Annotated in this window: 19 protein-coding genes; 13 read left to right on the forward strand and 6 right to left on the reverse strand. The window is 61.3% G+C overall.

All coding sequences use genetic code 11. The annotated features are described in order from the left end of the window. Positions 1-155 precede the first annotated feature (155 nt). The 3 genes from AB4O45_RS01630 to AB4O45_RS01640 form a co-directional block, all read right to left on the reverse strand. The gene (locus AB4O45_RS01630) at positions 156-1736 is read right to left on the reverse strand and encodes an aldehyde dehydrogenase (NADP(+)) (protein ID WP_460160992.1); all 1581 of its coding nucleotides are present in this window, start codon (positions 1734-1736) and stop codon (positions 156-158) included. Positions 1737-1745: 9 nt separating this feature from the next. Next, a complete protein-coding gene (araD1, locus tag AB4O45_RS01635; RefSeq protein WP_130911255.1) occupies positions 1746-2738 on the reverse strand; it encodes an AraD1 family protein in 993 nt (330 codons plus the stop codon). Positions 2739-2883: 145 nt separating this feature from the next. Next, positions 2884-4206 (reverse strand): MFS transporter, encoded by a 1323-nt coding sequence (locus tag AB4O45_RS01640; protein ID WP_071172697.1) that lies wholly within the window; start codon positions 4204-4206, stop codon positions 2884-2886. A 193-nt stretch (positions 4207-4399) separates the two neighbouring features. On the opposite strand from AB4O45_RS01640, the gene AB4O45_RS01645 reads away from it, so the two are divergent. Together AB4O45_RS01645 and AB4O45_RS01650 are read left to right on the forward strand one after the other, a co-directional pair. Beyond that, positions 4400-6136, forward strand: a complete 1737-nt coding sequence (locus tag AB4O45_RS01645) for an IlvD/Edd family dehydratase (RefSeq protein WP_071172698.1) — start codon at positions 4400-4402, stop codon at positions 6134-6136. A gap of 187 nt (positions 6137-6323) precedes the next feature. After that, entirely contained in the window at positions 6324-7043 is a 720-nt protein-coding gene (locus AB4O45_RS01650; RefSeq protein ID WP_024013185.1) for a FadR/GntR family transcriptional regulator, read from the forward strand. A 265-nt stretch (positions 7044-7308) separates the two neighbouring features. Here the strand turns inward: AB4O45_RS01650 and AB4O45_RS01655 are convergent, their stop codons facing one another. Together AB4O45_RS01655 and AB4O45_RS01660 are read right to left on the reverse strand one after the other, a co-directional pair. Further along, on the reverse strand, positions 7309-9693 hold the full coding sequence (locus AB4O45_RS01655) for an efflux RND transporter permease subunit (RefSeq protein ID WP_042606775.1): 2385 nt from the start codon (positions 9691-9693) through the stop codon (positions 7309-7311). Continuing rightward, a complete protein-coding gene (locus tag AB4O45_RS01660; RefSeq protein ID WP_460160993.1) occupies positions 9690-10733 on the reverse strand; it encodes a WD40/YVTN/BNR-like repeat-containing protein in 1044 nt (347 codons plus the stop codon). The genes AB4O45_RS01655 and AB4O45_RS01660 overlap by 4 nt, the downstream gene beginning before the upstream one ends. Positions 10734-11194: 461 nt before the next feature. On the opposite strand from AB4O45_RS01660, the gene AB4O45_RS01665 reads away from it, so the two are divergent. The 7 genes from AB4O45_RS01665 (at position 11195) to AB4O45_RS01695 (ending at position 16535) form a co-directional block, all read left to right on the forward strand. After that, on the forward strand, positions 11195-11785 hold the full coding sequence (locus tag AB4O45_RS01665; RefSeq protein WP_007968626.1) for an amino acid synthesis family protein: 591 nt from the start codon (positions 11195-11197) through the stop codon (positions 11783-11785). 32 nt (positions 11786-11817) lie between these two features. Continuing rightward, the gene (locus tag AB4O45_RS01670) at positions 11818-12651 is read left to right on the forward strand and encodes an alpha/beta fold hydrolase (RefSeq protein ID WP_315434756.1); all 834 of its coding nucleotides are present in this window, start codon (positions 11818-11820) and stop codon (positions 12649-12651) included. After that, the gene (locus AB4O45_RS01675; RefSeq protein WP_056789392.1) at positions 12648-14129 is read left to right on the forward strand and encodes an aldehyde dehydrogenase; all 1482 of its coding nucleotides are present in this window, start codon (positions 12648-12650) and stop codon (positions 14127-14129) included. The genes AB4O45_RS01670 and AB4O45_RS01675 overlap by 4 nt, the downstream gene beginning before the upstream one ends. A gap of 12 nt (positions 14130-14141) precedes the next feature. After that, a complete protein-coding gene (locus tag AB4O45_RS01680) occupies positions 14142-14627 on the forward strand; it encodes a flavin reductase family protein (protein WP_056789390.1) in 486 nt (161 codons plus the stop codon). A gap of 131 nt (positions 14628-14758) precedes the next feature. Beyond that, positions 14759-15148: a carboxymuconolactone decarboxylase family protein gene (locus tag AB4O45_RS01685; protein WP_039763896.1), complete on the forward strand. Its 390-nt coding sequence runs from the start codon at positions 14759-14761 to the stop codon at positions 15146-15148. A 57-nt stretch (positions 15149-15205) separates the two neighbouring features. Beyond that, positions 15206-15970 (forward strand): GntR family transcriptional regulator, encoded by a 765-nt coding sequence (locus tag AB4O45_RS01690; RefSeq protein WP_042606770.1) that lies wholly within the window; start codon positions 15206-15208, stop codon positions 15968-15970. 1 nt (position 15971) lies between these two features. Beyond that, on the forward strand, positions 15972-16535 hold the full coding sequence (locus tag AB4O45_RS01695; protein ID WP_460160994.1) for an NUDIX hydrolase: 564 nt from the start codon (positions 15972-15974) through the stop codon (positions 16533-16535). A 128-nt stretch (positions 16536-16663) separates the two neighbouring features. On the opposite strand, the gene AB4O45_RS01700 is transcribed toward AB4O45_RS01695, so the two are convergent. Continuing rightward, positions 16664-16960 (reverse strand): DUF1330 domain-containing protein, encoded by a 297-nt coding sequence (locus AB4O45_RS01700; protein WP_460160995.1) that lies wholly within the window; start codon positions 16958-16960, stop codon positions 16664-16666. A gap of 68 nt (positions 16961-17028) precedes the next feature. Here AB4O45_RS01700 and ribBA point away from each other — a divergent pair, with 68 nt between their 5' ends. From ribBA to AB4O45_RS01720, 4 genes are all read left to right on the forward strand, one after another. After that, a complete protein-coding gene (gene ribBA / locus AB4O45_RS01705) occupies positions 17029-18138 on the forward strand; it encodes a bifunctional 3,4-dihydroxy-2-butanone-4-phosphate synthase/GTP cyclohydrolase II (RefSeq protein WP_460160996.1) in 1110 nt (369 codons plus the stop codon). Positions 18139-18460: 322 nt separating this feature from the next. After that, entirely contained in the window at positions 18461-19486 is a 1026-nt protein-coding gene (locus AB4O45_RS01710) for an ABC transporter substrate-binding protein (RefSeq protein WP_016775018.1), read from the forward strand. Then, positions 19483-20391 (forward strand): ABC transporter permease, encoded by a 909-nt coding sequence (locus AB4O45_RS01715; RefSeq protein ID WP_041480060.1) that lies wholly within the window; start codon positions 19483-19485, stop codon positions 20389-20391. Before AB4O45_RS01710 ends, AB4O45_RS01715 begins: the two co-directional genes overlap by 4 nt. 6 nt (positions 20392-20397) lie before the next feature. After that, the gene (locus tag AB4O45_RS01720; protein WP_007918021.1) at positions 20398-21207 is read left to right on the forward strand and encodes an ABC transporter permease; all 810 of its coding nucleotides are present in this window, start codon (positions 20398-20400) and stop codon (positions 21205-21207) included. Positions 21208-21219 lie beyond the last annotated feature (12 nt).

Raw genomic sequence — 21219 nt, forward strand, 5'->3', positions numbered from 1 at the left:
CAGAGGCCCCTGCTGGAACCTCTGTCTGATCGTTCCCACGCTCCGCGTGGGGATGCCTCAAGGGACGCTCCGCGTTCCAGTGCGACGCAGAGCGTCCCGGGCTGCATTCCCACGCAGAGCGTGGGAACGATCAACACAAAAAATCGCGGTGTTGGCTAGATCGCCTCACGCGATGGCTTGCCATCCACCAGGCGCTGAATCCGCAGCGGGTTGGCGTTTTTCAGTGGTTCGGGCAGCAAGCTGTCCGGGTAGTTCTGGAAGCACACCGGGCGCAGGAAGCGATCGATCGCCAGCGTGCCCACTGACGTGCCGCGCGCATCGGACGTCGCCGGGTACGGGCCGCCATGCACCATCGAATCGCACACTTCGACACCAGTCGGATAACCGTTGAGCAGGATGCGCCCGACTTTCTGTTCCAGCAGCGGCGTCAGTTCGGCGAATTGCTCGAAGTCAGACGGCTCACCAATGATCGTCGCGGTCAGTTGACCGTGCAGGCCGTGCAGCGCTGCGCTCAGTTGTGCCTGATCGGCCACTTCGACGATTACTGTGGTCGGACCGAACACTTCTTCCTGTAGCACTTCGTCGCCGTTGATCAACAGGCTGACATCGGCCTTGAACAACTGCGGCTGCGCCTGATTGCCCTGCTGCGGATTACCGGCCAGATGCTCAATGCCGCTGTGCGCCAGGAGCTTTTCCAGGCCTTTACCGTAGCTGCCGAGGGTGCCGGCGTTGAGCATGGTTTGCGCCGGTTGATCACCGATCGCAGCGGCGACTTGCTCTACAAACGCGCTGAACTGCGCAGAGCGAATACCGATCACCAGACCCGGGTTGGTGCAGAACTGACCGCAACCCTGCACTACCGAAGCGGTGAGGTCGCGCGCGACGGTTTCCGCACGCGTGGCCAGGGCCTGCGGCAAGACGATCACCGGGTTGATGCTCGACATCTCGGCAAACACCGGGATCGGTTGCGGACGTGCGGCAGCCATGTCGCACAGGGCGCGACCGCCCTTCAGCGAGCCAGTGAAACCAACGGCCTGAATCGCCGGATGCTTGACCAGCCATTCGCCGACGCCGCCACCGTAAATCATGTTGAACACGCCAGCGGGCATACCGGTTTTTTCTGCGGCACGAATGATCGCGTCGGCGACCAGTTCAGCCGTGGCCATATGGCCGCTGTGGGCCTTGAATACCACCGGGCAACCCGCGGCCAGTGCTGCTGCGGTATCGCCACCGGCAGTGGAGAACGCCAGCGGGAAGTTGCTCGCACCAAACACCGCGACCGGGCCGAGGCCGATGCGGTACTGACGCAGATCCGGACGTGGCAGCGGCTGGCGATCCGGCAATGCCTGATCGATCCGTGCGCCGTAGAAATCACCACGACGCAGGACTTTGGCGAACAGACGCATCTGCCCGCTGGTGCGACCGCGCTCGCCCTGAATGCGTCCGGCCGGCAGCGCGGTTTCGCGGCAGACCACGGCAACGAAGTCGTCGCCAAGCGCATCGAGCTCATCGGCGACTGCGTCGAGGAACTGCGCGCGACGTTCGGCGCTGAGGCTGCGATAGGTCGGGTAAGCCGCAGCGGCGGCCTTGGCGGCGGCGTCGACTTCTTCGGCCGTGGCCTGAATGAAATCATGCGGCAGGGCCTCGCCAGTGCTGGCGTCGACCGAGTGCAGTTTGACGCTGCCGGCGGCGCTGCGCTGACCGCCGATGTAGTTGTGACCGAGAATCTGAGTCATGGGATCTCCTTAAAGGGTGCCGATGCTGTCCGGTTCAAAAGCCGCTTTGACCGGTGCGATACCGTTGACCAGCGCAGCGCCGAAGTCGGCCTGGCTGATCTCGAACGTGTCGCCCGGCTGGGTGCGGATGCCGTCGGCAAACGACAGGGTCGCAGTGCCGAAAAAGTGAATGTGCACGTCGCCCGGACGCAGGAACTGACTGTATTTGAAGTGGTGGTATTCGAGGTTCGCCAGGCTGTGGCACATGTTGGCCTCGCCACTGAGGAACTCGTTCTGCCAGAGCACTTCGCCGTCACGCAGAATTCGGCTGGTGCCGGCAAGGTGTTGAGGCAATTCACCGGTGCGAAGTTCCGGGCCATAACTGCAACTGCGCAATTTCGAGTGCGCCAGGTACAGGTAATTCTTGCGCTCCATGACGTGGTCGGAGAACTCGTTGCCCACCGCGAAACCGAGGCGATACGGCTTGCCATCGTTGCCGATGACGTACAGGCCGGCCATCTCCGGCTCTTCGCCGGCGTCTTCGGCGAATGGCGGCAGCGGGAACGGCTGCCCCGGACGCACGACAATGCTGCCGTCGCCCTTGTAGAACCACTCTGGTTGCACACCGGCCTGCCCCGCCGCCGGTTTGCCACCCTCCACGCCCCATTTGAAAATGCGCATGGTGTCGGTCATCGCCGCTTCATCGCCGGCCTGCTGGTGCATCTTGTCCCGCGCCGAAGCACTGCCCAGATGGGTCAGACCAGTACCGCTGACCAGCATGTGTGCCGGGTCCGGGTGATCCAGTGGCGGCAGGATGCGCAGGTCTTTGAGCAATTGCGCGTAGTCGTGGCTGGCGCCGAGGCCGAGGCTTTGTACTTGCTGCTCAAGGGAGCTGCCGGCCTCGATTGCCGCCAGGGCCAGATCACGGACACTGCGGGCGTCCTCGACTTCGCGGACCTGACCGTTGTCGACCACGCCGACCCGGCGCTCGCCGTTGGGTAATTCGAATTGAACCAGATGCATGATTTTCTCCTGTTCCATCAAAAACGCCGCTATCCCCTGTGGGAGCGAGCCTGCTCGCGAAAGCGGTGTATCAGTCACCAACAGTGTTGAATGTGATGGCCTCTTCGCGAGCAGGCTCGCTCCCACAGGGGCCAGTGTTGGTCAGTCAAGTTCGGGTCGCGCCACGGGCGCTGGCGGCGAACTGGTCGACGGGCAGCACATGCTTGCGTTCCAGTACGCGGTAGACGACGCCGGTCAGAATCAGCCCGAACACCATCACGCCCGAGAGGAAGTACAACCCCGAAGCCAGATTGCCGGTGTATTCCTTCAACGCGCCGATCACGAACGGCCCGATATACCCGCCCAGATTGCCCACCGAGTTGATCAAGGCAATCCCCGCCGCCGCACTCGCGCCAGCAAAGAAACGCCCCGGCAAGGTCCAGAACACCGCGGTGCATGAGAACAGCGCGAACGCCACCAGACACAGCGCCGCCAGTTGCGCCACCGGCAGCGACAGCCAGGCACTGAGGAACAGGCCCAGCGCACCGAGCACATAGAGCACCGCCAAGTGGCCGTAGCGATCATTCAAGCGGTCGGAACTGCGCGGAATGATCAGCAGGCCGATGATCCCGAAAATGTATGGCACCGAAGAGACGAACCCGGTGACCAGATCGCTGCCGCCGAACTGTTTGATCAACGTCGGCAGCCACAGGCCCAGACCATAAATGCTCAGGGTCACCGGCAGATAGAACAGCGCCAGCAACAACACACGTTTGTCTTTCAGCGCATGCAGCGGATTGCCGTGACGGGTCTGGCCGTATTCCTGCAAGTCCTTTTTCAGTTCGCCGGTCAGCCAGTCTTTTTCCGCCTGATCCATCCACTTCACTTGCTGCGGGCCGTCCGGCAGCCAGCGCAGCACCGGCCAGGTCAGCAGGATCGCCGGGGTGCCGATGACGATGAACAGCCACTGCCAGCCGTGCAGGCCGAGGATGCCGTCCATGCCCAGCAAACCACCGGACACGGGACCGGTGATCATCATCGCGATCGGTTGCGAGAGGATGAACAGGCCAAGGATCTTGCCGCGATGGCGCACCGGGAACCATTGGGTGATGTAGTACAGCACGCCGGGGAAGAAGCCCGCCTCGGCCGCGCCGAGCAGAAAGCGCATCACGTAGAAGCTGTGCGGCCCTTGCACGAAGGCCATGCCGATGGTGATCGCGCCCCAGGTGATCATGATCCGCGCGAACCAGCGTCGTGCGCCGAAGCGTTCGAGCATCAGGTTGCTGGGAATCTCTAAAAGAAAGTAACCAATGAAGAACAGCCCGGCACCGAGGCCATAGGCGGCGTCGCCGATACCGATGTCCGCGCCCATGTGCAGCTTGGCGAAGCCGACGGCGGAGCGATCCACATAGGCGATCAGGTACAGCAGGATCAGGAAGGGAATCAGTTTCAGTGTGATGCGCCGGACAAGCCGCAATTCCTGGCTCATGAGATCGGTCTCCGATTGTTGTTTTTATAGAACCTCGGGGGACACCTCTCGCCAAAAACAACCAGGGCCATCCCTCCGTCGAAAACGACTATATAGTAATACTAATTACCCAACAACACTTCCAAAGCGTCGATTTTGCGCTTAGATTAAGCGTCAGCTCGCAAACAATAGTCTTACAATAAGAGAATCGATCATGTCTGATAAGAAACCCACCCTGCGCTCCGCCCAATGGTTTGGCACGGCCGACAAGAACGGCTTCATGTACCGCAGCTGGATGAAGAATCAGGGCATCGCCGACCATCAGTTCCACGGCAAGCCGATCATCGGCATCTGCAATACCTGGTCGGAACTGACCCCGTGCAACGCGCACTTCCGCCAGATCGCGGAGCACGTCAAACGCGGGGTGATCGAGGCTGGTGGTTTTCCGGTGGAGTTTCCGGTGTTCTCCAACGGCGAATCGAACCTGCGCCCGACCGCCATGCTCACCCGCAACCTGGCGAGCATGGACGTTGAAGAAGCGATTCGCGGCAACCCGATCGACGGCGTGGTGCTGCTCACCGGTTGCGACAAAACCACTCCAGCACTATTGATGGGCGCGGCCAGTTGCGACGTGCCGGCCATCGTCGTCACCGGCGGGCCGATGCTCAACGGCAAGCACAAAGGCAAGGACATCGGCTCGGGCACCGTGGTCTGGCAGCTCAGCGAACAGGTCAAGGCCGGCACCATCACCATCGATGACTTCCTCGCAGCCGAGGGCGGCATGTCGCGTTCGGCGGGCACCTGCAACACCATGGGCACCGCGTCGACCATGGCGTGCATGGCTGAAGCGCTGGGCACTTCGCTGCCGCACAACGCCGCGATTCCGGCGGTGGATGCACGCCGTTATGTGCTGGCGCACATGTCCGGCATGCGTGCGGTGGAGATGGTGCGTGAAGACCTGAAGCTGTCGAAGATCCTCACCAAGGAAGCCTTCGAAAACGCTATTCGTGTCAACGCTGCCATCGGCGGTTCGACCAATGCCGTGATCCACTTGAAAGCCATTGCCGGACGCATCGGCGTCGAGCTGGATCTGGACGACTGGACCCGCATCGGCCGCGGCATGCCGACCATCGTCGACCTGCAACCGTCCGGGCGTTTCCTGATGGAAGAGTTCTACTACGCCGGTGGCTTGCCAGCGGTGCTGCGCCGCCTGGGTGAAGCCAATCTGATCCCCAACCCGAATGCACTGACGGTCAACGGCAAGTCCATCGGCGAAAACACCAAGGACGCGCCGATCTACGGCGAAGACCAAGTGATCCGCACCCTCGACAATCCGATTCGCGCTGACGGTGGCATCTGCGTGTTGCGCGGCAATCTGGCGCCGTTGGGCGCGGTGCTCAAGCCGTCCGCCGCTAGCGCTGAACTGATGCAGCATCGCGGGCGTGCGGTGGTGTTCGAGAACTTCGACATGTACAAGGCGCGGATCAACGATCCGGAGCTGGACGTCGATAAGGATTCGATTCTGGTGATGAAAAACTGCGGGCCGAAGGGTTATCCGGGCATGGCTGAAGTCGGCAACATGGGCCTGCCGGCCAAGCTGTTGGCAGAAGGCGTGACCGACATGGTGCGCATTTCCGATGCACGCATGAGCGGCACCGCGTACGGCACGGTGGTTTTGCACGTCGCCCCGGAAGCCGCTGCGGGCGGGCCTTTGGCGGCAGTAAAGGAAGGCGACTGGATCGAGCTCGATTGTGCCAGCGGCCGTCTGCATCTGGACATTCCGGATGCTGAACTGGCCGCACGCATGGCCGATCTGCAAGCACCGCAGCAATTGCTGGTGGGCGGTTATCGTCAACTGTACATCGATCACGTCCTGCAGGCGGATCAGGGTTGCGACTTTGACTTCCTGGTTGGTTGCCGAGGTGCCGAGGTTCCGCGTCACTCTCACTAACAGCGCAATTCCCCTGTGGGAGCGAGCCTGCTCGCGAAGAGGGAGTGTCAGTCGACATCTATTTGACTGATATGCCGCCTTCGCGAGCAGGCTCGCTCCCACAGTTGCTTTTGCGTATCGCCTCAAATCTGTGCCGTGCCTGCTATGATGCGCGGCATCTCCATCGCTCAGGATCGCGCCACTCCCCATGGATTACCGCAAACCTTCCGACCGTAAAAGCATGCACTCGCGCATCGTCCAGGAACTGGGCATGCAGATCGTCTCCGGACGCTTTTTGCCCGACGACAAACTGCCCGCCGAAGCCCTGCTTTGCGAGGAGTACGCGGTCAGTCGCCCGGTATTGCGCGAAGCCACGCGGGTGCTGGTGGCCAAGGGTCTGGTGTATTCCAAACCGCGCGTCGGCACCGTGGTCAAGGCTCGCCGCGAATGGCACATGCTCGACCCGGACGTGCTGCACTGGCTGATGCAAAGCAGCCCGCAGAATGAATTCTTCAACGTGCTGACCAGCGTGCGCAGCATCATCGAGCCGGCAGCGGCCGCCCTCGCCGCTCAGCATGCAACCGATGCCGACATCGCCGCGATCAACGAAGCCTACCAACGCATGGAAGCCGCGCCGACCCCGGAAGCGCTGTTGCAGCCGGACCTGGACTTCCACAGCCGCATCGCCGATGCGACGCACAACGACCTGCTGGCGAACCTGTGCAATATGTTGGCGGTAGCGATTGCCGAGGCGTTGAAGCATTCCAATCAACGGCCGAATCTGCATGAATTGGCGCTGCCGAGGCATAAGGCGATTCTGACCGCCATCGAGAACCGCGATGCCCTGGGTGCCCGGCATGCGACGCTGGTGCAGTTGGATGATGCGCGCAGTGCGTTGAGTGTGGTGCTTGGCGCTGAGCTTTCTTAGGGCTTGAGACCGCTTGCCCTCACCCTAGCCCTCTCCCAGAGGTAGAGGGGACCGATTGGGGAATATTTGAGATTTACGCCGACTTGAACGTTCTGCTGTGAATCCATAACCGACTCGGTATCTCAGGCCGATATATCTAGCCGCACCCCCTCGGTCAGTCCCCTCTCCCTCCGGGAGAGGGCTAGGGTGAGGGGCTCTTGATCTTGATTCACAAAAAAAGCCGCAACCCCTCAAGGTTGCGGCTTTGTCGTTTCAGCCTGTCAGATCAGTGGGCAAACAGCGAATTGCCCTTCTGCCCCGCCAGCTTCTCCGGCTTGATCAGGAACTTGGCCAGCGCCGGCAGCAGCCACAGCGCGCCGAACATGTTCCACAGCAGCATGAAGGTCAGCATCAGGCCCATGTCGGCCTGGAACTTGATCGCCGAGAAGATCCAGGTGCACACGCCGATCGCCAGGCACAGGCCGGTGAACAGCACCGCTTTACCGGTGGACTTCAGGGTCTGGTAATAGGCTTCCTGCAACGGCAGCCCGGCACGCAGGAAACTTTCCAGGCGGCTGTAGATGTAGATGCCGTAGTCCACGCCGATCCCCACGCCCAACGCCACCACCGGCAGCGTCGCGACTTTCACGCCGATGCCCATGAACGCCATCAGCGCGTTGCCGAGCACCGAGGTGAGCACCAGCGGCAAGACGATGCACAGGGTCGCTGCCCATGAGCGGAAGGTGATCATGCACATCACCGCCACGCAGATGTACACCAGAATCAGAATGGTCAGCTCAGCCTGTTTGATGACTTCGTTGGTGGCCGCTTCGATCCCGGCGTTACCGGCAGCGAGGATGAATTCCAGGCCGTCCTTGTTGTTTTCCTTGGCAAACTCCTGCACCGCTTGCACCGCACGGTCGAGGGTTTCGGCCTTGTGGTCGTTGAGGAACACCAGTACCGGTGCCAGCGAGCAGCTGTTGTTGTACAGGCCATCGGCGCGGGCGATCGAGTTATTCAGTACGTCCGGGTTGCGCGACAGGGTTTCCCATTTCAGGTTGCCCTCGTTCATGCCCTTGATCATCTGCTTGGACACGGTCACCAGCGAGATCGCCGACTGTACGCCCTCGGTGTTCTGCATCTTCCACATCAGCTGATCGATCGGCGCCATGGCTTCGTAGCGCGAGCAGCCTTCAGCCTTGGTCTTGACCATCACCACCAGCACGTCGGAGCTGGTCGAGTAGTTGCTGATGATGAAGTTGTTGTCCTTGTTATAGCGCGAGTCCGGACGCAGTTCCGGCGCGCCCTGGTCGAGGTCGCCGATCTTCAGGTTCTGGCTGTACCAGAGGCCGCCACCGAAGGCGATCAGCGCCAGCGCTACCGAAATCGGCGCGACTTTCGGGCTGGCGAAGTTCGACAGCAGGCGCCAGAACGGGTGCTCGCGGTTGGCGTCCTTCTTGCTCTTGGCAATCGCGCGCTTGCTGATGCCGACATAGGAAATCGCCACCGGCAGCAGGATCAGGTTGGTGAACACGATCACCGCAACGCCGATGGACGCGCCGATCGCCAGTTCACGGATCACGCCGATGTCGATGATCAGCAGTGTGATGAAGCCCACCGCATCGGCCAGAATCGCGATCATCCCCGGCAGGAACAACTGGCGGAAGGTGCGCCGTGCAGCGGTCAGGGCGTTATCGGCCTCGCTGGATTGCAGGGCGATACCGTTGATTTTCTGCACGCCGTGGGAAATGCCGATGGCGAAAATCAGGAACGGCACCAGCATCGAATACGGGTCGAGGCCGAAGCCGAAGAAGTGCATCAACCCGAGCTGCCAGACCACCGCCACCAGCGTCGTGCTCAACACCGCGATGGTGCTGCGCAGGCAGTTGGTGAACCACAGCAGCAGGATCAGGGTGATGACGAAGGCGACACCGAAGAACAGCACCACCATCACCAGACCGTCGATCAGGTCACCGACCTTCTTGGCGAAACCGACGATGTGGATCTTGATGTTGGGGTTCTGCGCTTCGAACTTGTTGCGGATCTTGTCTTCGAGTTCATGGGAGAACTGGCGATAGTCCAGCGCCAGCAGCTTGCCCTGATCCTGGGGGTCCGGATAGGCCTCCAGCAGAGGGATGTCGACGATGCTCGACTTGAAATCGTTGGCCACCAGACGCCCGACCTGGCCGGACTTGAGCACGTTGTTGCGCAGCAGATCGAGGCTGTCCTGGGAACCGTTGTAGCTCTGCGGAATCACTTCACCGCCGGCGAAACCCTCTTCGGTCACTTCGGTCCAGCGTACGCTCGGGCTCCATAGCGATTTGAGGCCGGAACGATCGACGCCGGAAATGTAGAACACTTCGTCGTTGATCTGACGCAGGGTCTCCATGTACTCCTTGGAGAAGATGTCACCGTCGGTGGCTTCCACCGAAATACGCACGGTGTTGCCGAGGTTCGCCAGATCGTTGCGGTGTTCCATCATCTTTTCGATGAAGGGATGCTGCAGCGGGATCATTTTTTCAAAACTGGTCGACGGCCGGATCAGCGTGGCCTGCCAGAACAGGAAAATGCTCACCACCAGGCAGATCAGGATCACGGCCGGACGGTTGTTGAAGATCAGGCGCTCGAGAACCGTCGCCTTTTCCTGCTGAGGAGTGATCAAGGAAGTCATAGCCCCGCCTTCTTGTTATTGGTCTCGGCACCGTTTGGCTGGGTGATGTGCAAACCACCCTGCCCGGTCAGAATCAGGTTGCCGTTGCCAGCGGCGGTGACCGACGACAGCGAAATGCGATCCGGGCGGTTGAACACGCTGAAGGTTTCGCCGTTGTCACTGCTGCTGATCACCGAACCACCGTTACCGACGATGACGATCGAGCCATCTTCCAGCAGCGTGCCGCCAGACAGACCGAACTCCAGCGCACCACGTGCAGCTTTGAGTTCGACCTGCTCCCAGTTGCTGCCGAAATCAGTGGAGCGATAAAGGTTGCCGCGCAAGCCGTACGCCAGCAGGGTCTGCGGCTGCGCCGTGCCGATCACGCCGAACAGTGAACCTTCGTACGGGCCTTCAAGCTTTTCCCAGGTCTGGCCGTCATCGGCGGAGCGGAACATGCTGCCGGACTCGCCGACGATGAACAGCCCGGCGTCTTTCACGGCGGCGATGGCGTTGAGGTGGAACTGGTCTTCGTTGTCGAGGCGATCGCTGACGTCTTCCCAATTCTTGCCGCCGTCAGAGGTTTCCAGCAGCGTGCCGTAGGCGCCCACGGCAAAGCCGCTGCTGGCGTCCTTGAACCAGACGTCGAGCAGCGGCGATTCGCGTGCGAGGTCTTCGAATTGTTTGGTCCAGGTCAGACCGCCGTCTGCGCTGGCGAGAATCTGCGCGTCGTGGCCCACGGCCCAGCCGCTTTTGTCGTCGACGAAATACACGGCAGTGAGCAGTTGCCGCGTCGGCACCTTGGCCTGTGTCCAGGTTTTGCCCTGGTCATCGGAATAAACGATGTGCCCGCGATCGCCGACCGCGACAAGACGCGCGCCAGCGTGGACGACATCAAGAATCAGGCTTTTTGCGGCCTTGGCCGATTCGGTGGCATAGACCACGTCAGCCGGGGCCTCGGCGGCAATCACAGGTGCCGATAACGTGGCAAAGCCCAGCAGCGAGAGTGCTGTGGCCAGCAACGCGGTGTTGCGTAACGCCGGCGGGCGGCAACGACTCATAGACCTTCCCCTATTTATTATTGTTGGGCCATCGGGCCTTCAAGGGCGCCGCAAGGGTGCTCGGCTACTGGCGTTTCAGAAGCATAGTCCTGAAACCCGCAATCCAGAGCCCCTTCGGAAGCTGGCTCATCCTATCGGGCTTTGCAAATGTCTGACAATCGGCGCCGCGTTATCTTTTGTTAACCGAAAGCGGCTCTCTGTAACCCATCATTTTCCCTGTGGGAGCGAGCCTGCTCGCGAATGCGGTGTATCAGTCACCCTGTTTATTGGCTGACCCACCGCTTTCGCGAGCAGGCTCGCTCCCACAGGGTTTGTAGTGATGGTTGGTTTTGCGACAAAGGGTGAATGCGCAGCCATTCGTAGGATGGATGACACAATTGTTGCGGAGGGGACTTGCAGGATCGGTATTATGGTATACCATCAGACGCACAGACACTCTCAATCCCCCAACGGAGCAGCTCATGAGTTTCGAAATTCGCAAGATCGTCAGCTATGTCGAAGAAACCTTCATCGAAGGCGGCAAGGCTACTGACAAGCCGGTGACCATGGTCGGCCTCGCCGTGGTGATGAAGAACCCGTGGGTGGGCAACGGTTTTGTCGAAGACCTCAAGCCGCAGATCCGCGCCAACTGCTCCGACCTCGGCGCAATGATGGTCGAACGCTTGGTCGGCATCATCGGCGGTGCCGAGAAGATCGAGGCGTACGGCAAAGCGGCGGTGGTCGGCGCTGATGGCGAGATCGAGCACGCGTCGGCGGTGATCCACACCCTGCGCTTCGGTAACCACTATCGCGAAGCGGTAAAAGCCAAGAGCTACCTGAGCTTTACCAACAAGCGCGGCGGCCCGGGCACTTCAATTCAGATCCCGATGATGCACAAGGACGACGAAGGCCTGCGTTCGCACTACATCACCTTGGAAATGCAGATCGAAGACGCGCCTCGTGCCGACGAAATCGTCGTCGTGCTCGGTTGCGCCGACGGTGGCCGCCTGCACCCGCGCATCGGCAACCGCTACATCGATCTGGAAGAACTGGCTGCCGAAAAAGCCCAGTAATCACAACAAGAAAGGCATTGCAGGAGCGCTCCATGATTCGGCTCACCGCTGAACTCACCCCGGCTGGCACCAGTTACCTGGCGACCGGCCAAGGCCAGCCCGTGGTATTGATCCACGGCGTGGGCCTGAACAAAGAAATGTGGGGCGGGCAGATTGTCGGCCTCGCCAGCCAGTACCAAGTGATCGCCTACGACATGCTCGGCCACGGCGCCAGCCCGCGCCCGGCCAGCGGCACCGACCTGCTCGGTTACGCCGATCAGTTGCTCGAGCTGCTCGATCACCTGAATCTGCCCCAGGCAGCGGTGATCGGTTTCTCCATGGGCGGCCTGGTCGCGCGGGCCTTCGCCCTGCATTACCCGGAGCGCCTGCAAAGCCTGGTGGTGTTGAACAGCGTTTTCAACCGCAGCGAAGAACAGCGTGCCGGCGTGATTGCCCGCACTGCCCAGGCTGCCGAACACGGCCCGGACGCCAATGCCGAAGCGGCGTTGTCGCGCTGGTTCAGCCGTGAATATCAGGCGGCCAACCCGGCGCAGATCGCCGCGTTGCGCCAGACTCTGGCCAACAACGATCCGCAGGGCTATCTGACCACCTACGAATTGTTCGCCACCCAGGACATGTACCGCGCCGACGACCTGAACAGCATTCAGGCGCCGACGCTGATCGCCACCGGCGAACTCGACCCCGGCTCGACGCCGGAAATGGCCGAGCAACTGGCCCGACGCATCCCCGCTGCGAAGGTTGCCGTGCTGCCCGAGCAACGGCATATGATGCCGGTAGAGTCGCCACGTCTGGTTAATCAGATGCTGCTGGAATTTCTTCAATTCGCACACTCCCGACAAAACCATATAAAGGGGATCGTTGCATGACACTCGCACGCTTCCAGATGTGCATCGGCGGAGACTGGGTCGACGCCCTCTCCGGCAAGACCTTCGAAAGCCTCAACCCGGCCTCCGCGCAAGCCTGGGCGCAATTGCCCGACGCCGATGAAGCGGACGTCGAACGCGCCGTGCAAGCGGCGCAAACGGCCTTCGACAGCCCGGCGTGGCGTGGTCTGACCGCCACTGCGCGCGGCAAACTGCTGCGCCGCCTCGGTGATCTGATCGCAGAAAACAAGGAACACCTGGCGCAGCTGGAAAGCCGCGACAACGGTAAGCTGATCCGCGAAACCCGTGGCCAGGTCAGCTATCTGCCGGAGTTCTTCCACTACACCGCAGGCCTCGCCGACAAGCTTGAAGGCGGCACCCTGCCGTTGGACAAGCCCGACCTGTTTGCCTACACCGTGCACGAAGCCATGGGTGTGGTCGCCGCGATCATTCCATGGAACAGCCCGCTGTACCTGACGGCGATCAAACTGGCCCCGGCCCTCGCCGCCGGCAACACGATTGTGATCAAGCCGTCCGAGCACGCCTCGGCGACCATTCTTGAGCTGGCACGCTTGGCCCTCGAAGCCGGGATTCCGCCGGGCGTGGTCAACGTCGTCACCGGTTACGGCCCGAGCACCGGCGCCGCCCTCACCCGCCATCCACTGATCCGCAAGATCGCCTTCACCGGCGGCGCGGCGACGGCACGGCATGTGGTGCGCAGCAGCGCCGAGAATTTCGCCAAGCTGTCGCTGGAACTGGGCGGCAAGTCGCCGAATATCATCTTCGCCGACGCCGACCTGGACAGCGCGATCAACGGCGCGATTGCCGGGATCTACGCAGCGTCCGGGCAGAGTTGCGTGTCTGGTTCGCGCTTGCTGGTGCAGGATGAAATCTACGATGAATTCGTCAATCGTCTGGTCGAGCGCGCCCAGCGCATCCGCATCGGCAACCCACAGGAAGACAACAGTGAAATGGGGCCGATGGCCACCGCGCAGCAACTGGCGGTGGTCGAAGGTCTGGTCGCCGATGCGATCGCCGAAGGCGCGCGTTTGCGCACCGGTGGCAAGCGTCCGGCGGATCTCGGTGAAGGCTGGTTCTACGAGCCGACGCTATTCGAGTGCGACCGCAATTCGATGAAGATCATGCAGGAAGAAGTCTTCGGCCCGGTGGCTTCGGTGATTCGTTTCAAAGACGAAGCCGAAGCGCTGGCGATCGCCAACGACTCGCAGTTCGGCCTCGCCGCCGGCATCTGGACTCGCGATCTCGGTCGCGCCCATCGTCTGGCCCGCGATGTGCGCTCGGGGATTATCTGGGTCAACACTTACCGCGCAGTGTCGGCGATGGCGCCGATCGGCGGCTTCAAGAACAGTGGCTATGGACGCGAAAGCGGCATCGACTCGGTGCTGGCCTACACCGAACTGAAAACGGTGTGGATCAACCTCTCCCAGGCGCCGATGCCTGATCCGTTTGTGATGCGCTAGGAGTCCTGCGAAATGATCGAACCCGGCATTTACAAAGACGTCATGAGCTCGTTCCCGTCCGGCGTCACGGTGGTCACCACCCTCGACCCGGACGGCGGCATCGTCGGTATCACCGCCAGCGCGTTCAGCGCGCTGTCGATCGACCCGGCGCTGGTGCTGTTCTGCCCCAACTACGCCTCCGACACCTACCCGGTACTGCGCGACAGCAAGAAATTCGCCATCCATTTGCTCTCCGCCGAGCAGACCGCCGAAGCCTACGCGTTCGCCGGCAAGGGCAAGGAAAAGGCCAAGGGCATCGAGTGGCATTTGAGCGAACTCGGTAACCCGATTCTGGCCAAGGCGACGGCGATCATCGAGTGCGAGTTATGGCGTGAATACGACGGCGGTGATCACGCGATCATTGTCGGCGCAGTGAAGAACCTGATCCTGCCCGAGCAACCGGTGACGCCGATGATTTATCACAAAGGCAAGCTCGGCCCGTTGCCGACTCTGGCCTGAAGCGACAATGCAAAACCCTGTGGGAGCTGGCTTGCCAGCGATGAGGGCTTAACATTCAACATTGATGTTGGCTGATAGTCCGCTATCGCTGGCAAGCCAGCTCCCACAGGGATTGAGGTGAGGCAAAGAATATGAGTAACGAAAAGTACGAAAAAGGTCTGCAGATCCGTACGCAGGTATTGGGCGAAGCCTACGTGCAGCGCTCGATAGACAACGCCGACGATTTCACCCGTCCGCTGCAGGAAATGGTCACCGAATACTGCTGGGGCCATGTCTGGGGGCGTGAGGGTCTGTCGCTCAAGGAGCGCAGCATGATCAACCTGGCGATGATCTCGGCGCTCAACCGCCCGCATGAACTCAAGCTGCATGTGCGTGGCGCCTTGCGTAACGGCCTGAGTCGTGAGCAAATACGCGAAATTCTGCTTCAGGTCGGCATTTATTGCGGCGTTCCGGCGGCCGTGGACAGTTTCCGGCTGGCCCGTGAAGCCTTTGCCGAAGCCGACGCCGAGGCCTCCAGTTAACCCTCGGCTGTTTTGATGCCCGTCTGGCATGGACAGCCAAGCTCAAGAGCGGACCCCATGAAACGCCAGCCACTCGACGACAGCTTCAAGGTCAATCGCAACCCCGTTACCCTGCGCGAAATCGTGCTGGACAAACTGCGTAGCGCGATCATGAATTTCCAGCTCATGCCAGGCGATCGTCTGGTCGAACGCGACCTCTGTGATCGCCTCGGCGTCAGCCGCACTTCGGTGCGCGAAGCCTTGCGTCACCTTGAATCAGAAGGTCTCGTCGAATTCGCCGACGCCAAAGGCCCGCGCGTGGCCATCATCACCCTCGCCGATGCCGTCGATATCTACGAATTGCGTTGCGTGCTCGAAGGCTTGATCGTGCAGTTGTTCACCCTGCGTGCCAAAGCCAAGGACATCAAGGCGCTGGAAAAAGCCCTCGACGACAACCGCAAGGCGCTCAAGGATGGCGAGCTGCAACAGGTGATCGACTCGGTGCAGGGCTTCTACGACGTGCTGCTCGAAGGCTCGGGCAACCATGTCGCCGCCACGCAATTGCGCCAGTTGCAGGCGCGCATCAGCTATCTGCGCGCGACCTCGGTGTCCCAGGAAAACCGGCGCGGTGCAAGCAATCACGAGATGGAAAAAATGGTCGAGGCGATCAAGAGCGGCGATCCGCTGGCGGCGCATCAGGCGTGTGTCGATCACGTCCGCGCGGCCGCCGCCGTGGCCCTCGATTACCTCAAGCGCAAACAGGAAGAAACCGGCGTCGCCGTCAAAGGCACCCCGGCGATCACCCTGCCGATCGCGCTGAAAGAACCCCGCATAGGTCAATGACATGTTCAGCCCGAGCTTTTGCCCGAAATGCGGTGGCCCTGACCTCGGTCAGCAGACGCCGCCGGGCGATACGCACGAGCGCCTGATGTGCCGCGGCTGCGGCTATATCCACTACGTCAATCCGAAGATCATTACCGGCTGCATCATCGAGCAGGACGGCAAATACCTCCTGTGCCAACGGGCGATCCCCCCGCGCCCGGGCACCTGGACGCTGCCGGCCGGTTTCATGGAAAGCGGTGAAACCACCGAGCAGGCGGCGCTGCGTGAAGTCTGGGAAGAAAGCGGCGTGCGCGCGGAAATCGTCTCGCCGTATTCGATTTTCAGCGTGCCGAAGATCAGCGAGGTGTACATCATCTTCCGCGCCATCGCCCTGGAAATCACCGGGCAGTACGGACCGGAGACCATGGATTACAAGTTCTTCGCCCCGGAAGAGATTCCGTGGGAGCAGATCTACTACCCGGCGATCCGGCAGATTCTCGAGCGCTATATCGAAGAGCGCCAGGCTGGGGTTTACGGGATTTACATGGGCAATGATGACAGCGGCAAGATCCATTTCATGCGCTGACATTTGCCTGAACACAAAACCTGTGGGAGCGAGCCTGCTCGCGAAGGCGTCGTGTCAGTCAATACAAATGTTGAATGTTCGAACGCATTCGCGAGCAGGCTCGCTCCCACATAGGATGGTGGTGTGGCTCAGTTCGGGGCAACGCCCTCAACGATGATGATCTCCGCCCTCGCCCATTCTTCGCGGTAACTTTTCGCCTCCTGATACGCCGCCGAGCGATAGCACGCCACGGCCTGTTCGTAGCTCGCGAACTCGATGATCACGGTGCGCTGTGGCGTCTGCCGCCCTTCCAGCGCTTCGCTGCGCCCGCCTCTGGCGAGAAACTTGCCGCCGAATGCGGCAATCGCCTGCGGGGTGCGCTGGGTGTATTGGCTGTAGTGCTCGGCATCGGCTATATCCACATGTGCAATCCAGTACGCCTTCATAGTGACCTCTTTGTTGATTTTGTATTACGGTATACCAATATATTTCCAACGAACCCTGAGAGTCCAGCATGGCCTTCAACAGCATCGAAGAAATCATCGAAGATTATCGCCTCGGCAAAATGGTCCTGCTGGTCGATGACGAAGACCGCGAGAACGAAGGCGACCTGCTGCTGGCTGCCGATCGCTGCACGCCGGAGGCTATCAGCTTCATGGCCCGCGAAGCACGCGGGCTGATCTGCCTGACCCTCACCGACGAACATTGCCAGCGTCTGGGCCTGGAGCAAATGGTACCCGCCAATGGCAGCGTGTTCAGCACGGCGTTTACCGTGTCGATCGAAGCGGCGGTTGGCGTGACTACCGGCATTTCTGCAGGAGATCGGGCCTGCACTGTTGCCGCCGCCGTCGCGCCGAATGCCCGCGCCGAAGACCTGGTGCAGCCCGGCCACATCTTCCCGCTGCGCGCCAAGGAAGGTGGCGTGCTCACCCGCGCCGGGCACACCGAGGCCGGATGCGACTTGGCGCGTCTGGCCGGTTTCACCCCCGCCTCGGTGATTGTCGAAGTGATGAACGACGACGGCACCATGGCCCGCCGCCCGGATCTGGAGCAGTTCGCACGCAAGCACGGGATCAAGATCGGCACCATCGCCGACCTGATCCACTATCGCCTGAGCACCGAGCACACCATCGAACGCATCGGCGAACGTGAGCTGCCGACGGTGCATGGCACGTTCCGTTTGATCACCTTCGAGGATCGCATCGAAGGCGGTGTGCACATGGCGATGGTCATGGGCGACCTGCGCCGCGAAGAGCCGACGCTGGTGCGCGTGCATGTGATCGATCCGCTGCGCGATCTGGTCGGGGCCGAGTACAGCGGGCCGACAAACTGGACGCTATGGGCGGCGCTGCAAAGGGTCGCGGCGGAAGGTCATGGAGTTGTGGTGGTGCTGGCCAACCATGAATCGTCGCAGGCGTTGCTCGAACGCGTGCCGCAGCTGACCCAACCGCCACGGCAGTTCAGCCGTTCGCAATCGCGGATTTATTCCGAGGTCGGGACGGGGGCGCAGATTCTGCAGAACCTTGGGGTTGGCAAGCTGCGCCACCTCGGTCCGCCGCTGAAGTATGCGGGGTTGACCGGGTATGACCTTGAGGTGGTTGAGAGCATTCCGTTCACTGAATAACCCGAGCCCAGCACAAACCCCATGTGGGAGCGGGCCTGCTCGCGAAAGCGATGTGTCAGTCGACTTGAATGTTGAATGATCCACCGCTTCGCGAGCAGGCTCGCTCCCACAAGGGTTTTGCATTTCAAATCCATTGTCCTGAACTCATCAAAAAAACAGATCCGCCAGATAACCGGTAAGGCAAAGTGCTTGCACAAAGTTTGGAATACCATAATATGATATTCCATAGACCGGGCGACCTGAAAAACCGTCCAGCTACTGCTCCCGACAGGCGGGCAACAACGCAAGGCCCGCTCAAAAACACAACAATGAGGGCGTGAACATGGTGTTGAACAAAGCTGCAACCGCGATCTTTTTCGCGGGACTGCTCAGCGTTACCGGCCAGGCTGCAATGGCTGCCGAAAGCGTGAATTTTGTCAGCTGGGGCGGTAGCACCCAGGATGCGCAGAAACAGGCCTGGGCCGATCCGTTCAGCAAGGCCAGCGGCATCACCGTCGTCCAGGACGGCCCCACCGACTACGGCAAACTCAAAGCCATGGTCGAAAGCGGCAACGTGCAGTGGGACGTGGTCGATGTCGAAGCCGACTTCGCTCTGCGCGCCGCTGCCGAAGGCCTGCTCGAACCCCTCGATTTCAAAGTGATCCAGCGCGACAGGATCGACCCGCGCTTTGTCAGCGATCACGGCGTCGGTTCGTTCTTCTTCTCCTTTGTCCTCGGCTACAACGAAGGCAAGCTCGGCGCCAACAAGCCGCAGGACTGGAGCGCGCTGTTCGACACCAAGACCTACCCGGGCAAGCGCGCCCTGTACAAATGGCCAAGCCCCGGCGTGCTCGAACTGGCGCTGCTGGCCGACGGCGTTGCGGCTGACAAGCTCTACCCGCTGGATCTGGATCGCGCCTTCAAGAAACTCGACACCATCAAGAAAGACATCGTCTGGTGGGGCGGCGGCGCGCAGTCGCAGCAACTGCTGGCGTCCGGCGAAGCGAGCATGGGCCAGTTCTGGAATGGCCGTGTGCACGCCCTGCAGGAAGACGGCGCACCGGTCGGCGTGAGCTGGAAGCAGAACCTGGTCATGGCCGACATTCTGGTCATTCCCAAAGGCTCGAAAAACAAAGATGCGGCGATGAAGTTCCTCGCCAATGCGAGCAGCGCCAAAGGCCAGGCCGACTTCTCCAACCTGACCGCCTACGCGCCGGTCAACCTCGACAGTGTGGAGCGTCTGGATTCGACGCTGGCCCCCAACCTGCCGACGGCTTACGCCAAGGATCAGATCACCCTTGATTTCGCTTACTGGGCCAAGAACGGTCCGGCTATCGCGACACGGTGGAACGAATGGCTGGTCAAATGAAAATCGCGGCCACTGCGCCTCGTCCCTCCACTGCCACCGGGAGCGCCGCCGGCGCTGCCGGTTCGACTTTCAAGCAACGCTGGCGCGGCGCCGGCAACCTCGTCCCGGCGCTGCTGTTCCTCGGCCTGTTCTTTCTCGCGCCCTTGATTGGCCTGCTGTTGCGCGGTGTGCTGGAACCTGTGCCTGGTCTCGGCAACTACGAACAGTTGTTCGCCAACTCGGCCTATGCGCGAGTGCTGCTCAACACCTTTTCGGTGGCCGGGCTGGTGACGCTGTTCAGCCTGCTGCTGGGCTTTCCGCTGGCCTGGGCGATCACCCTGGTGCCGCGCGGCTGGGGGCGCTGGATCCTCAACATCGTGCTGCTGTCGATGTGGACCAGCCTGCTCGCCCGCACCTATTCTTGGCTGGTTTTGCTGCAAGCCTCGGGCGTGATCAACAAGACCTTGATGGCCATGGGCATCATCGATCAACCGCTGGAGATGGTGCACAACCTCACCGGCGTGGTGATCGGCATGAGCTACATCATGATCCCGTTCATCGTGCTGCCGTTGCAGGCGACCATGCAGGCCATCGACCCGATGATCCTGCAGGCCGGCTCGATCTGTGGCGCCAGTCCGTGGACCAACTTCTTCCGGGTGTTCCTGCCGCTGTGCCGGCCGGGTCTGGCGTCCGGCGGTTTGATGGTGTTCGTGATGTCGCTCGGTTACTACGTCACCCCCGCTTTGCTGGGCGGGGCGCAGAACATGATGCTGCCGGAGTTCATCATTCAGCAGGTGCAATCGTTCCTCAACTGGGGCCTGGCCAGTGCCGGCGCCGCGTTGCTGATCGCAATCACCCTGGTGTTGTTCTACTTCTACCTGAAGCTTCAACCGGAATCCCCGGTTGGCGCCAGTAACGCGAGGTAAGCCGACATGCTCCTGACCCCCAATGCCATGAGCCGGCGCATGCGTTTCGGCCTCTACGCCACTACCGGGCTGATCGGTCTGTTCTTGCTGTTGCCGATCGTGTTCATCGTGCTGCTGTCGTTCGGCTCCTCGCAGTGGCTGGTGTTCCCGCCACCGGGCTGGACGCTGAAATGGTACGGCCAGTTCTTCTCCAACCCCGACTGGATGAACGCCGCTGCCGCCAGCCTCAAGGTCGCCGTGCTGACCACCATCTGCGCTGTGGCGCTCGGTTTGCCGACCGCGTTTGCGCTGGTGCGCGGACGCTTCCCCGGCCGCGAGATGCTCTACGGCCTGTTCACCCTGCCGATGATCGTGCCGCTGGTGATCATTGCCGTGGCGGTGTACGCGCTGTTTCTCAAGCTCGGCTACACCGGGACGATGTTCGCCTTCGTCGTCAGCCATGTGATCGTCGCGCTGCCGTTCACCATCATCTCGATCATCAACTCGCTGAAGCTGTTCGATCAGTCGATTGAAGACGCGGCGGTGATCTGCGGTGCCTCGCGCTTGCAAGCGGTGTTCAAGGTGACGTTCCCGGCGATTCGTCCGGGGATGGTCGCCGGCGCCCTCTTCGCCTTTCTCGTTTCGTGGGACGAAGTGGTGCTCAGCGTGATGATGGCAAGCCCGACTCTGCAAACCCTTCCCGTGAAAATGTGGACCACCCTGCGCCAGGACCTGACCCCGGTGATCGCCGTCGCTTCGACGCTGCTGATCGGCCTGTCAGTGTTGGTCATGGTGATCGCCGCCGCCCTGCGCCGGCGCAACGAAATCAGCGCCTGAGCGCCCAGGAGT

The sequence above is a fragment of the Pseudomonas sp. S2_B10 genome (genome assembly GCF_054668425.1).

Coding starts and splice junctions, on each gene's coding strand:
- AB4O45_RS01675 (WP_056789392.1), top strand. CDS start 12,648: ATGACACTCGCACGCTTCCAGATGTGCATCGGCGGAGACTGGGTCGAC.
- AB4O45_RS01695 (WP_460160994.1), top strand. CDS start 15,972: ATGTTCAGCCCGAGCTTTTGCCCGAAATGCGGTGGCCCTGACCTCGGT.
- ribBA (WP_460160996.1), top strand. CDS start 17,029: ATGGCCTTCAACAGCATCGAAGAAATCATCGAAGATTATCGCCTCGGC.
- AB4O45_RS01720 (WP_007918021.1), top strand. CDS start 20,398: ATGCTCCTGACCCCCAATGCCATGAGCCGGCGCATGCGTTTCGGCCTC.
- AB4O45_RS01715 (WP_041480060.1), top strand. CDS start 19,483: ATGAAAATCGCGGCCACTGCGCCTCGTCCCTCCACTGCCACCGGGAGC.
- AB4O45_RS01685 (WP_039763896.1), top strand. CDS start 14,759: ATGAGTAACGAAAAGTACGAAAAAGGTCTGCAGATCCGTACGCAGGTA.
- AB4O45_RS01680 (WP_056789390.1), top strand. CDS start 14,142: ATGATCGAACCCGGCATTTACAAAGACGTCATGAGCTCGTTCCCGTCC.
- AB4O45_RS01690 (WP_042606770.1), top strand. CDS start 15,206: ATGAAACGCCAGCCACTCGACGACAGCTTCAAGGTCAATCGCAACCCC.
- AB4O45_RS01645 (WP_071172698.1), top strand. CDS start 4,400: ATGTCTGATAAGAAACCCACCCTGCGCTCCGCCCAATGGTTTGGCACG.
- AB4O45_RS01640 (WP_071172697.1), bottom strand. CDS start 4,206: ATGAGCCAGGAATTGCGGCTTGTCCGGCGCATCACACTGAAACTGATT.
- AB4O45_RS01665 (WP_007968626.1), top strand. CDS start 11,195: ATGAGTTTCGAAATTCGCAAGATCGTCAGCTATGTCGAAGAAACCTTC.
- AB4O45_RS01650 (WP_024013185.1), top strand. CDS start 6,324: ATGGATTACCGCAAACCTTCCGACCGTAAAAGCATGCACTCGCGCATC.
- AB4O45_RS01670 (WP_315434756.1), top strand. CDS start 11,818: ATGATTCGGCTCACCGCTGAACTCACCCCGGCTGGCACCAGTTACCTG.
- AB4O45_RS01700 (WP_460160995.1), bottom strand. CDS start 16,960: ATGAAGGCGTACTGGATTGCACATGTGGATATAGCCGATGCCGAGCAC.
- AB4O45_RS01630 (WP_460160992.1), bottom strand. CDS start 1,736: ATGACTCAGATTCTCGGTCACAACTACATCGGCGGTCAGCGCAGCGCC.
- AB4O45_RS01655 (WP_042606775.1), bottom strand. CDS start 9,693: ATGACTTCCTTGATCACTCCTCAGCAGGAAAAGGCGACGGTTCTCGAG.
- AB4O45_RS01710 (WP_016775018.1), top strand. CDS start 18,461: ATGGTGTTGAACAAAGCTGCAACCGCGATCTTTTTCGCGGGACTGCTC.
- araD1 (WP_130911255.1), bottom strand. CDS start 2,738: ATGCATCTGGTTCAATTCGAATTACCCAACGGCGAGCGCCGGGTCGGC.
- AB4O45_RS01660 (WP_460160993.1), bottom strand. CDS start 10,733: ATGAGTCGTTGCCGCCCGCCGGCGTTACGCAACACCGCGTTGCTGGCC.